Annotated in this window: 10 protein-coding genes and 1 tRNA gene; 7 read left to right on the plus strand and 4 right to left on the minus strand. The window is 72.3% G+C overall.

Annotated elements, in window-relative coordinates; all coding sequences use genetic code 11:
* Positions 1-148 precede the first annotated feature (148 nt).
* Together ACWCPI_RS21110 and ACWCPI_RS21115 are read left to right on the plus strand one after the other, a co-directional pair.
* The gene (locus tag ACWCPI_RS21110; RefSeq protein ID WP_388806792.1) at positions 149-1132 is read left to right on the plus strand and encodes an aldo/keto reductase; all 984 of its coding nucleotides are present in this window, start codon (positions 149-151) and stop codon (positions 1130-1132) included.
* The gene (locus ACWCPI_RS21115) at positions 1129-3429 is read left to right on the plus strand and encodes a helix-hairpin-helix domain-containing protein (RefSeq protein WP_451039546.1); all 2301 of its coding nucleotides are present in this window, start codon (positions 1129-1131) and stop codon (positions 3427-3429) included. The genes ACWCPI_RS21110 and ACWCPI_RS21115 overlap by 4 nt, the downstream gene beginning before the upstream one ends.
* Before the next feature lie 109 nt (positions 3430-3538).
* On the opposite strand, the gene ACWCPI_RS21120 is transcribed toward ACWCPI_RS21115, so the two are convergent.
* Complete coding sequence (locus ACWCPI_RS21120; RefSeq protein ID WP_451039547.1) at positions 3539-4225, minus strand: hypothetical protein; 687 nt, start codon at positions 4223-4225, stop codon at positions 3539-3541.
* Positions 4226-4272: 47 nt separating this feature from the next.
* Between ACWCPI_RS21120 and ACWCPI_RS21125 the strand changes: the two genes are divergently transcribed.
* Entirely contained in the window at positions 4273-4461 is a 189-nt protein-coding gene (locus ACWCPI_RS21125; RefSeq protein ID WP_388806787.1) for a DUF5703 family protein, read from the plus strand.
* Between the two features lie 82 nt (positions 4462-4543).
* On the opposite strand, the gene ACWCPI_RS21130 is transcribed toward ACWCPI_RS21125, so the two are convergent.
* From ACWCPI_RS21130 to ACWCPI_RS21140, 3 genes are all read right to left on the minus strand, one after another.
* Positions 4544-5377 carry a chaplin gene (locus ACWCPI_RS21130; protein WP_451039548.1) on the minus strand — a complete coding sequence of 278 codons (834 nt, stop codon included), beginning with the start codon at positions 5375-5377 and terminating at the stop codon, positions 4544-4546.
* Between the two features lie 144 nt (positions 5378-5521).
* Positions 5522-5755 (minus strand): chaplin ChpH, encoded by a 234-nt coding sequence (chpH, locus tag ACWCPI_RS21135; protein ID WP_388806783.1) that lies wholly within the window; start codon positions 5753-5755, stop codon positions 5522-5524.
* 157 nt (positions 5756-5912) lie between these two features.
* Positions 5913-7238 (minus strand): M20/M25/M40 family metallo-hydrolase, encoded by a 1326-nt coding sequence (locus tag ACWCPI_RS21140; protein ID WP_388806781.1) that lies wholly within the window; start codon positions 7236-7238, stop codon positions 5913-5915.
* Positions 7239-7428: 190 nt separating this feature from the next.
* On the opposite strand from ACWCPI_RS21140, the gene ACWCPI_RS21145 reads away from it, so the two are divergent.
* From ACWCPI_RS21145 to ACWCPI_RS21160, 4 genes are all read left to right on the plus strand, one after another.
* Positions 7429-7516: transfer RNA gene (locus ACWCPI_RS21145), tRNA-Leu, on the plus strand.
* 83 nt (positions 7517-7599) lie between these two features.
* The gene (locus ACWCPI_RS21150) at positions 7600-9708 is read left to right on the plus strand and encodes an McrB family protein (RefSeq protein WP_451039549.1); all 2109 of its coding nucleotides are present in this window, start codon (positions 7600-7602) and stop codon (positions 9706-9708) included.
* On the plus strand, positions 9692-10972 hold the full coding sequence (locus tag ACWCPI_RS21155) for an McrC family protein (protein WP_451039550.1): 1281 nt from the start codon (positions 9692-9694) through the stop codon (positions 10970-10972). Before ACWCPI_RS21150 ends, ACWCPI_RS21155 begins: the two co-directional genes overlap by 17 nt.
* A 113-nt stretch (positions 10973-11085) precedes the next feature.
* Positions 11086-11508, plus strand: a complete 423-nt coding sequence (locus ACWCPI_RS21160) for a YchJ family protein (RefSeq protein WP_451039551.1) — start codon at positions 11086-11088, stop codon at positions 11506-11508.
* Positions 11509-11599: the final 91 nt, after the last annotated feature.

Below are 11599 nucleotides of genomic sequence, written 5' to 3' on the forward strand. Positions count from 1 at the left end.
GGCCGACCTTAGCGCGGGGCGCCGTCCGCGGGGAGGCCGATGTGGCGGGCATCGCCCCGACAGCCCCCGGCATCCGCGGTCACCGTCCCCGAAACTGCTCGTCCACAGGCCCCCACACGGTAGGTTCTGGCCAGTAATCTCGGCGTTCATGGAGCAGAGGCATCTCGGCCGCACCGGCCTGCGCGTGTCCCGTATCGGTCTGGGCACCCTCACCTGGGGCCGGGACACCGACGAGCACGACGCCGCGGACCTCTTGAAGACGTTCTGGGAGGCGGGCGGCACGCTCGTCGACACGGCCGACGTGTACGGCGACGGAGAGGCCGAGTACCTGCTCGGCCGGCTCATAGAAGGGCTGGTACCGCGCCGGGACCTGGTGATCTCGACGAAGGCGGGCAGCGTCCCCGACCCGGATCGCCGCTTCGACGGCTCGCGCGGCCATCTGCTCTCCGCGCTGGACGCCTCGCTCGCCCGGCTCGGCACGGACCACGTGGACGTCTGGCACATCCACGCCTACGACCCGTCCACGCCGCTGGAGGAGACCCTGCACGCCCTGGACCTGGCGGTCAGCAGCGGGCGCGCCCGCTACGCCGGCGTCTCCAACTTCTGCGGCTGGCAGCTGGCCAAGGCGGCGACCTGGCAGCTCGCGGCACCGGGCGTGCGGACCCGGCTGGCGAGCACGCAGTTGGAGTACTCGCTGCTGCAGCGCGGCGTGGAGCGCGAGGTGCTGCCGGCCGCGCTGGACCTGGGCGTCGGGCTGCTGCCGTCCTCACCGCTGGGCCGCGGTGTCCTCACCGGCAAGTACCGCAGCGCGACGCCCCCGGACTCGCGGGGTGCGTCGGAGCATCTGGCCCCTTTCGTCGCCCCGTACCTCGACGACACCGCCGGCCGCATCGTGGACGCCGTGCAGACGGCCGCCGACGGGCTGGCCGTGACCCCGCTGCAGGTCGCCCTCGCCTGGGTCCGGGACCGGCCCGGTGTGACGGCGCCCGTCATCGGGCCGCGCAACTCACAGCAGCTCACGGCGGCGTTGTCAGTGGAGGACCTTAGTCTTCCTGACGAGATCTGCCGGGCGCTGGACGACGTGTCTGCGCCCGTGCACCGCTATCCCGATCACGACTGGAGCACGCTGTGAGCACGGAGCCGCCCGAGACCGCGGAGAACGCCGAGCCGGGGACACCGGGCGCCGGAGGTGCCGGGGAGGCCCGGGACGCCGCCGGCGGAGCGGACACCGCGCCTGCGGTGGCCGGGGGCGGCGGTGCCGGGGAACCGACGGCCGACGAGGCGGCGGCCGACGGGGACGGGACCGCACCCGAGGCGGCGGACGGAGGCGGCGACAGCACGGACCCCGCGGCCGGCCCGGGCGCCGGCGACGGTGAGGGCGACACAGCGGCCCGGATGTCCGAGGCCGAGGCCGAACTCGCCGCTCAGCGGGTCGAGCGGGAGCGGATCGAGCGGCGCAAGGCCGAGAAGCACAGCCCCCTGGAGAGCGGGGCCAAGCTGAGCGGGAAGGCCGCCGAACTGCTCGCCGCCGTACGGGCCGTGGAGAGCGGCGCGCAGCCGGCGGCCACCGTCTTCGAGGCCCCGGAGCCGCCGCGCCGCCCCGCCCCGGAGCCGGTACGGCGGCCGGAGCCCGTGCCGGCCGAGACGGCCGCGGCCCCCGCGCCGCAGACCGTCGAGTCCGTTCGGCGCGCGCTGGCCGACGGCGGCGCCCCCGAGGCGCTCGCCCCGCAGGTGGCCGCGGCCCTCGGTGACGGCGCGGCCGACCAGCTGCGGGCGGACCCCTGGCAGTTGCTGCGGGTCGGCAGTGTACGGCCGGAGCAGGCCGACGGGTTCGCGCGGGCGCTGCTCGGCGCGGAGTGCGGACCGGACGACGAGCGGCGCGGCCGGGCGGTGACCGTCTGGTTGCTGGAGCAGGCGGCGCTGGCCGGGCACACGGCGCTGGAGCTGCCGACGCTGACCGCGGCCCTGGCCCAGCGGGGTGTGCCGGACGCCGACGCGGCCGTGCAGAACACCCTCGCCGAGGGCGAGGCGCTGGCCTTCCAGGACGCTGTGGAGGAGCCCGGCGCGCCCGCTCGCGGTGACGGCGACACGGAGGAGGACGAGGAGCGGCCCGTCCGCGTCCTGGTCGGCCTGGAGAGGTACGCCCTCGCGGAGGAGAGCCTCGCCGACGGGCTGGCCCGACTGATCAACTCGGCGCCGAAGCACGACGGTTCGGCCGAGGAGTGGGAGCGGGCCGCGGCGGCCGGGGGCTCCGCGGCCGACCTGATCCGCGCGGTCTCGGCGCACGGCCTGGTCCTGCACACCGGCGGCGAGGCGTCCCTGGCCGAACCGGCGGCCCTGCTGCACGCGGCTCGGACGCTGGGCCTGCGGGCCTGGGCGGCCACCTGTTCCCCGCTCGGCCGGGACCGCTTCGCGGCGCTGTCGGCCGGGCTCGGCGACGGGCCGGAGGACCCCGGGCGGACGGGATCCGCGCCCGACGTCGCCACCGTGGCCGGGCTCCTGTCCGGTGCGCAAGGACCCGGGCGGGACGCGGACGGTGCGTTGGACCTGGATCTGCTCGTCGTGCTGGACGCGCCGCAGCTCGACGTCGAGGCGGCGGCGCTGCTCACGGAGTCGTTGCCGGACGGGGCCCGGCTGGTGCTGGCCGGGGATCCGGCGGTGCTCTGGTCGGCCGGGCCCGGGCGGGTGTTCGCGGATCTGCTGGCGGCGCGGGTCTGCCCGCAGATCGCCTCACGGCGGCCCGATCCCGGCCCGCTGGGCGAGCTGGTGTCCGGCATCGGCATCGGTGAGCTGACCCAGGTCGAGGCACCCGGCAAGGAACTCGTGATCGTGCCGGTACGGGACGCGGGCGAGGCCGTGCACCGCACCGTGCAGCTCGTCGTGGACTCGGTGCCGCGCGCGATCGGCGTCCCGGCCGGGGAGACCCAGGTGATCACGCCGGGTCACGGCGGCGCCGCCGGCACCCGCGCCCTCAACGCCGCACTCAAGGAACGCCTCAACCCCGGCCCCGGCCGCTTCGGAGGCTTCGACCCCGGTGACCGCGTCGCCTACTCCCCCACGCCCGGCCGTACCCTGCCGGGCCGGGTGGTGAAGGCGGACGCCGAGGGACTGCACCTGTCCTGCGCCGGCGAGACCGTGGTCGTACCGAGGGAACGGGTGGAGCAGTCCGTACGGCACGGCTGGGCCCTGACCGCGCACCAGGCCGTGGGCGGCCGGTGGCCGGCGGTGGTCGTGGTGCTGCCGGGCGACGCGGCCCAGGCTCTCAGCCGCCCCTGGGTCTACACCGCGTTCGGCCGGGCGGAGCGGCATCTGTCCGTGGTGCACGGCGTCGAGCAGGCCCTGCCCCGAGCGGTGGCCGAGGTGCCGGCCAAGCCGCGCACGACCCGCCTCCCCGTCCTGCTCAGGCCGCAGGTACCGACGACGGACTGACCTGACCGTGCCGGCGATCGGCGTGGAGCGTCGGTGGACGGCCACACGACGACGGCGGTGGTCGCGGAGAGCATCCGTGACCACCGCCGTCGCACGGCCGCGCCTCGCGTCAGCGATCCGCGTCCAGTGGTTCGAGGTCGTCCTCGTCCAGCTCCGTGTCCAGTTCGTCCTCCAGATCGTCGTCGACGTCGTCCGGATCGTCGTCGAACACCGTGCTGACGTCGAAACGGCAGACCACCTGCTGCGGGTCGACCCCCTCGAAGGGCGTCTCCAGCCACTCCCCCGGCTCGGCCGGCTCGTCCGCGGCCGTCACCCACAGCGTGGAGTCGCCCTCATCCAGTCCGAACTCCTTGTGCCGGGAAGCGATCTCGTCCGGTTCGAACTCGCCGAACAGGATGCTCAGCGCCCCGTGGACCGTGCCCGAGGCCTCCGCCCCCTCGTCGTCGTCCGCCGCCTCGACCCGCTGGGCCTGCGCCATCAGCCGCTGCGGCTCCACCACGGCGTAGTCGCGGCGGATCAGCACGCTCAGCGCGTTCGGTTCCTCGGGGCCGGTGTACGGCGGCAGCGCGTCGTCCGCCCCGGGGATCTCGAAGGGCGTGACCTCGTCGTAGCGGTCGTAGAGCAGCTCGTCGTAGGTCTCGGCGGCCGCGGCCAGCTGGTTGAAAGCCTCGTAGACGGCCGGGTCGTCCTCACCCGACCGGCTTTCGACCGCGGCCAGGTGGCGGTCGAGCGCGGTCTTGACCGCCTCGGCGGCGGCGCGTACCTCGGCAGCGGTGGGCTGCACAGCATCAGACATAGTGCAGACGCTATCCGTACCGGGCCCCAGCCCGCACAATAGATGCGATGCCGGAATACGAATTTGTCGACGTGTACGTGCCTCGCGGGGTCTCCCGCAAGGACGCCGCACGCCTGCTGACGGACCATGCCGAGTACGGACACTGGGAGTTGGACCGCCTGAGCCTGCTGCGCGACGGAAGCCGCAAGGTGCGGCTGCGCCGCCGGATCATCCGGCAGGTTCGGGCCACATGGTGAGCAAGGCAGCACAGCCGCAGAAGTGAGAAGCAGCGGGCCCCGCCGACGCGGGGCCCGCTGCGTTCGGGCCCGACGGCCGTCCTTACGCCGAAGCCCGTGCCTTGCGGTAGAGGACCGCGCCCGCGAGCAGCGCGCCCGCTCCGACCGGCAGCGTGAGGCCGAGCGGCAGATCGCTTCCGGTGTGGGCGAGCTCCGCGTCACCCTGCGGCTGCGTCACGAAGTGGGCGCCCGGCTCGTTCCCCTCCGAGCCGCCCGGGTTCCCCGGCGTTCCGGGGTTCTCGGGGCTTCCTGGGTCACCGGGGTTCTCAGGGGTTCCGGGGTTGCCCGGCTCACCGGGGTCGCCCGGCTCACCCGGGTTGCCCGGCTCACCCGGGTCACCGGGGTCGCCCGGATCACCGGGGTCGCCGGGGTTCCCGGGGTTGCCCGGGTTCCCGGGGTTGCCCGGCTCCTCCGGCGAGCCTGGCGGGTTGTGGCTTCCACCTGCGCCGTTGGTGCAGTCGTTGCCCTCGGCCGGGTTGCCGATGCCGATGACGTCGACGCTGTTGCCGCAGACGTTGACCGGCACGTGGATCGGCGCCTCGACGTGGTTGCCGGAGCCGACACCGGGCGAGTCGGTGGCGTGTCCGTCGGACGACGCCCCCGAGCCGCCGTGGCCGCCGGCCGAGCTGCCGCCCTGGTTGGCGCAGCTGTTGCCGCTCGCCGGGTTGAGCACCCCGACGACGTCGACCGTGTTGCCGCAGACGTTGACCGGGACGTGGATCGGGGCCTGCACCGTGTTGCCCGACAGCACACCGGGCGAGTTCGAGGTGGAGCCGTCCGCACCCGAGCCGGTTGCGTGGGCGGCGCCGGCGGCGGCGGCGAGGACGCCGGTCGCGGCCGCCACGGTCATCAGGCCCTTGCGGGTGACCTGTCGCATTGCTGTTTTCCTGCCTTCGACCTTGTTCCGAAATGACGACGTCGGATGGGACCGACGTTCCGAAAAGGCCGGTCGGCCCCGGAGCGCATGGCACGCGCTCCGGGGCCGACGGGCTCAGCCCCGTTCACGGGGCGAGACACAACGTCACTTGTTGATGCAGGTGTTGCCGAAGGCGGGGTTCAGCAGCCCGATCACGGAGACCGTGTTGCCGCAGACGTTCACGGGGACGTGAACCGGAACCTGAACCACGTTGCCCGACAGGACACCCGGGGAGTGCACCGCGGCACCCTGGGCACCGGCGTCGGCAACGGCCAGGCCCGCGCCCGCGAGAACCAGCCCACCAGTGGCAGCCGCAGCAGCGACGACCTTCTTGATCATTATTCCTCCTTGTTGGCAATGCGATCTCAAGTAGCTGATCGCATCACCTGTAACGAGGAGGAACTAATAGGGCTACGACCCTATGAGCGCGTTCACTCTCCCCGGTCACGGCCAGTACGCCTGGCCGAATCGGTGAAGGGCGATTCAGTGGGTCGATTCAGGACGCATCGATGAAGCGGTCGAGCACGCGCACCCCGAATTGCAGCCCTTCCACCGGCACCCGCTCGTCCACGCCGTGGAACATGCCCGCGAAGTCCAGCTCCGGAGGCAGCTTCAGGGGCGCGAAGCCGAAGCCGCGGATGCCGAGGTCGTCGAAGGACTTGGCGTCGGTCCCTCCGGAGAGCATGTAGGGGATCGCCTTGGCGGCCGGGTCCTCGGCCACCAGCGCGGACTGCATGGCTGCCACCAGCGCCCCGTCGAAGCCCGTCTCGACGGCCTTGTCGGCGTGCACGTCCTCGCGCCGCACGTTCGGTCCGAGGATCCGGTCGAGGTCGGCGAGGAACTCCTCCTCGAACCCGGGCAGGAAGCGGCCGTCGACGTGCGCGGTCGCCTCGCCCGGGATGACGTTGACCTTGTAGCCGGCGCCCAGCTGCGTGGGGTTGGCCGTGTTGCTGAGGGTCGCGCCGATGAGCTTGGCGATGCCGCCGAGCTTGGCGAGGGTGCCCTCCATGTTCTCCGGGTCGAGCTCGGTGCCGAGGGCGTCGCCGAGTTCGTCGAGGAAGGCGCGGGTGGTCTTGGTGACCCGCACCGGGAACTTGTGCCGGCCGAGCCGCGCGACGGCCTCCGACAGCTCGGTGATCGCATTGTCCCGGTGGATCATCGAGCCGTGCCCGGCCGTGCCGGCCACGGTCAGCTTCATCCAGTGCATGCCCTTCTCGGCCGTCTGGATCAGATAGAGCCGCCGCTCCTCGCTCACCGTGAACGAGAACCCGCCCACCTCGCTGATCGCCTCGGTGACGCCCTCGAAGAGGTCCGGGTGCTTGTCCACGAGGAACCGGGCGCCGTACGTGCCGCCGGCCTCCTCGTCGGCGAGGAAGGCGAGCACGATGTCCCGCGGCGGCCTGCGTCCGCTGCGCAGCCGGTCGCGTACGACCGCCAGGGTCATCGCGTCCATGTCCTTCATGTCGACGGCCCCGCGCCCCCACACGCACCCGTCCGCCACCTCGCCGGAGAAGGGGTGGTGGGTCCAGTCGTCGGCGTTGGCCGGGACGACGTCGGTGTGCCCGTGGATGAGCAGCGCCGGCCGGGACGGGTCCTCGCCCTCGATCCGCGCCACGGTGGAGGCCCGGCCCGGATGCGACTCGAAGATCTTCGGCTCCAGGCCCACCTCCGCGAGCTTCTCGGCGACGTACTCGGCCGCCTTGCGCTCACCGGGACCCGAGTGGTCGCCGTAGTTGCTGGTGTCGATCCGGATCAGCTCGCGGCAGAGGTCCACGACCTCGTCCTCGCCGGTGACGCCCCTGGCCGTGTCCGTGTCGCTCACGCTGCTTCCTCCCACGCTGTCGCTGCTGGTGGTTCCCCCTCATCCTGCCTCTCCCCCCGTCGCCGCCCAAGACCGGCCGCGTCCCGTCACATGCCGTTCACGCCACGACGGGGGGTGATCGGGCCCCCCTCGAAAGCCTGGTAATGTTTCCTCCGTCGCCGCGAGGGAAACCCCGCACGACAGACACCTTGTCCGGGTGGCGGAATGGCAGACGCGCTAGCTTGAGGTGCTAGTGCCCTTTATCGGGCGTGGGGGTTCAAGTCCCCCCTCGGACACCAGTGAGGGCCCCTGTTCATCAGGGGCCCTCGGCTTTTCCCCGGTTTCCCTGCACCGCCTCCGCCCTTGCGTGGATCATGAACCGGTGGCACACGACAGGACTGTGGAACAGGCGGCCCGGACCTTCGACCGGACGGCGACGGCAGACGCACTGATACGGGCCGAGCGGTCGCGTCAGCAGGTCGTCGAGAGCTTCCCGCTCGGGGACTGGCCGACTCTGCCTCTGCACCGCTACGCGCTCGGCACGGTTCACGCCCCGGCCGCCGGCCGGCCGTTCTGCTGGTTGATGGAGTACGGGAGCGACCCCCTCGGCAGCATCCGGGGCGGCAGTGCGGCGAAGCACATCATCTTCCGCAGTCGGCGCACCGGTGAGTGGCGGCTGCCGGCGCCGCTGCAGAAGACGAGCGTCGACGAGGCGTGGCAACGGGTGCGCGGCGAGTTCGTGGCCGCGTTCGTGGCCGTACGGGGCGGGGACTTCCGCGCCATCGACGACCTGGAGACGCTGTCGTACGGGCAGGCGCTGGTCACCAAGACGCTGGCCACCTATTTCCCCGAGGACTTCCTGCCCATCTACTCGGCGTCCCACATCCGGCACTTCACCGAGCTGCTCGGGGAGACCGGCCACCAGGCCTACGGCAGCGTCCGCTCCTGGCAAGCCAACCGGGATCTCCTCGCGCTGGTACGCCGCAGGCCCGAGTTCGAGGGCTGGCACCCGCTGGAGGTGATGCGTTTCCTGTACGGGGAGTTCTCCCCGAAGCCGCGGCGGCGCGAGACCCTGAAGATCGCTCCGGGGCCGGGGGCCCGCCTGTGGCAGGAGTGCCGGGCGGGTCAGCACATCCGGGTCGGGTGGGACGAGATCGGTGATCTCGGCGAGTACGAGAGCGACACCGACCTCAAACGGGCGCTGGACAGCGTCTGGCCGCAGTCGGCCGGCGGCAATCTGCGGCTCGCCCGGCAGCTGCTGGCCTACCGCGATCTGGAACCCGGTGACCGCGTCGTCGCCAACCGCGGCAAGTCGGAAGTCCTCGCGCTGGGCGAGGTCACCGGCGGTTACACCTACGACGAGGAGTACGCCGAGTACCGGCACAAGGTGCCCGTGGCCTGGGACGAGAGTTATGCCCAGGTCTTCGAGGCGCCCGAGAACGCCTGGCAGCCGACGTTCGCGAAGGTTCCGGAGAAGCTGCTGCGGCGCATCCGGGACGGACGCGAGGTCACCTCTCCCGTGCCGGTGGAGGTTCCCGGTGCGGTCCAGGACGTCATCGACGCACTGAAGCACAAGGGCCAGGTGATCCTCTTCGGCCCGCCCGGCACCGGCAAGACCAGGTTGGCCCTCAGTGTCGCGCTGGCGCTGGCCGAGCGGGCGGACGCCATCGACGCGCCGCCTGCCGAACGCGCGTCCGTGCTGGCCGGCTTGCTGCCCGCTCCCGGTGCCTCGGAACCGACGGGTGTGTCCATGGTGACCTTCCATCCTTCGTACGCGTACGAGGACTTCGTGGAGGGGTACAAGCCCGAACCGAGCGCCGACCAGGCCGGCCTGAACCTCAAGTGGCGTGAGGGGATCTTCCTGCGGATCTGCGCGGCGGCCGAGAAGGCTCCCGACCGGACGTTCCTGCTGATCATCGACGAGATCAACCGGGGTGACCTGCCGCGCATTCTGGGCGAGCTCGTCACGCTGCTGGAGACCGACAAGCGGTGCATCCCGGTGACGCTGCCCATCAGCGGGCGCCAGGCCGCCATCCCGTCCAACGTGCGGATCATCGGCACCATGAACACCGCCGACCGCAGCATCGGCCACCTGGACGCGGCGATCCGGCGGCGCTTCGCGTTCCTTGAGGTACCGCCCGACCTGGACTCGGTCGAGGGTTCGGTGGGTGCGCTCGATCTCGCGGTGTTCCTCGCCGGGCTGAACGCCCGCCTCGCCCGGGAGTTCGGTCCCGACCATCAGATCGGTCAGGCGTTCCTGCTGCGGGAGGACCGTCCCGTCAGTTCCGAGGAGGAACTCAGCGCGGCTTTCTACCACGACATCGTGCCGCAGATCGAGGATCACGGCATGGGCAGGCCCGAGCCGTTGCGGGCCGTCCTGGGCAGCCTTGTGGATCCGGAGACCGGCCGCGTGGCCCGAGTGCCGCCCCAGGATCTGCCCAACGCGCTCGCCGCCGAGTTCGCGGAGCCGGACGATGCCGTCGAGCGGTGAGCGCCGGTTCGGGCTCCGGGACGTCGTGCTCGATGAACACGAGTCCGCCCAGCTGGAGCCGGACGAGCTCACCGAGGCGGATCGCCGGGTCCTCGCTCCGCTCGTCGACGGCAACCGGCTCCGACTCCAGCGGACCCCGGCCGGGTGGAACGTGAAGGCCAGATCCACGGTGGGGATCCTCAGGCTGGAGCGCGTACGCCTGATCATCGCGCCGAAGATGACCATCTCCGGTGCCCGGTTGATCTCCTGGCTCTGCTACGCGCAGGACGTCCCCGTGCCCCACGACCAGACGCCGCGCACGTGGCTGACGGGCAAGGCCGGCTACGCGAGCGTCGTCCCGCACGCCCTGCTCACCGAATGCCGGGCGCTGCTGGACGAGGGATTGCGGCGCGAGTACGTACGGACGGAGCAGGAGCAGCCCGTGCTGCGCGGCCAGTTGGACCTGCGCACGCAGCTGTCCCGTCGGTACGGTGCCGTCGACCGGCTGCACGTGCGGACGTTCGAACGGCACCTGGGCACGTGGGAGAATCTGATCTGCGGCGCCGCACTGCACGCGGCGATCCCGCTGGCGAGCGATGCCGGACTGGCTCGGGCACTGCGGGACCTGGCCGAGCACTTCCCCCGGCCCCGGCCGGAGGTGAAGGCGTCGGGCCTGATGGCTCGTGCCCGGTACACCCGGCTCAACTCCCGTTACCGCGCCGCGCACACCTGGGCACGACTGGTGCTGGGCGGTGGTGGTGTCACCGACCTGCTGACCGACCGGGGGTTGCCCTCGAAGAGTCTGCTGCTGGGGATGGACCTGCTCTGGGAACGCGTCGTGCGGCGGATGGCCGCAGGGGCGGCGGCCGAGTTCGGCGGCCGGAGAGTGGACGTCACCGACGGCCGGGCCATCAGGACGAGCGACGAGCACGGCCCCTACCGCCAGCCGTTCAAGCCCGACGTGCTGCTGCGCTTCGAGAGCCCCACGGCCCGCTACCTGCCCATCGACGCCAAGTACATCGGTTACGACGGGAAGCACATCAGCGCCGAGAACCGGCATCAACTGCTCACGTACATCGCCGGATACACCACACCCGACGCCCCGTTCGCCGCCATCGTCCATCCCGGGCCGGAGGGCGCCACGAGCCGGACCGTACGCATCGACGGGCCGCATGCCCACCTGGGAACCATCAAGGTCCTGGGCATCGACACCCGGCTCGCTCCCGAGCAGGCGGCGCGGCCGTTGCGGGATCTCGTCGCGCAGTTCGCGGCGGGCGGCGGGTAGCCGCGGGAACGCGGCGGGCGGCGGTAGCCGCGGGGACCGCGCGAACGCACCGGGGCGGCACGGTGACGACGGCGGCCTCCGGCACGCGTCCCGGTACCGGCACAATGGTGGTCATGTCCCGACGTCCCGCCCGTTCCGCCAGCCGCTCCGCTTCCGCGCCGACGAACGGCGGCGCCTGCCCGTGCGGCCTGCCCGGGCCCTACGAGGGGTGCTGCGGCCGCTACCACTCGGGGGCCCCCGCGCCGACGGCCGAGGCGCTGATGCGGTCCCGGTACAGCGCCTTCGTCAAGGGCGATGCGGCGTATCTGGTGCGGACCTGGCATCCGCGGACCCGCCCGGCCCGGCTGGACCTCGATCCGGGGATGCGGTGGACGGGGCTGGAGATCCTCGGGACGACGGACGGTTCGGCGTTCCACAGCACCGGGACCGTGACCTTCCGGGCCTCGTTCCGGGGCGGGTCGCTGCATGAGCGGAGCCGGTTCGAGCGGGTGGAGGGGGCGTGGGTGTACGTGGACGGGGAGTTCCTGAGCCACTAGGTCGTGTCCGCAAAGTCCCGCCTGCCCCGCGACGCCTGGCACGCACTCTCGCCGCACCGGGCGAAAGCCCACGTACAACCAGTACGAGGGC

It is taken from the genome of Streptomyces sp. NPDC001920 (genome assembly GCF_053594495.1).

Bases quoted from the DNA above. Each gene is read 5' to 3' on its own strand.
- ACWCPI_RS21110 (WP_388806792.1), top strand. From the start codon at position 149: ATGGAGCAGAGGCATCTCGGCCGCACCGGCCTGCGCGTGTCCCGTATC.
- ACWCPI_RS21120 (WP_451039547.1), bottom strand. From the start codon at position 4,225: ATGTCTGATGCTGTGCAGCCCACCGCTGCCGAGGTACGCGCCGCCGCC.
- ACWCPI_RS21125 (WP_388806787.1), top strand. From the start codon at position 4,273: ATGCCGGAATACGAATTTGTCGACGTGTACGTGCCTCGCGGGGTCTCC.
- ACWCPI_RS21130 (WP_451039548.1), bottom strand. From the start codon at position 5,377: ATGCGACAGGTCACCCGCAAGGGCCTGATGACCGTGGCGGCCGCGACC.
- chpH (WP_388806783.1), bottom strand. From the start codon at position 5,755: ATGATCAAGAAGGTCGTCGCTGCTGCGGCTGCCACTGGTGGGCTGGTT.
- ACWCPI_RS21155 (WP_451039550.1), top strand. From the start codon at position 9,692: ATGCCGTCGAGCGGTGAGCGCCGGTTCGGGCTCCGGGACGTCGTGCTC.
- ACWCPI_RS21160 (WP_451039551.1), top strand. From the start codon at position 11,086: ATGTCCCGACGTCCCGCCCGTTCCGCCAGCCGCTCCGCTTCCGCGCCG.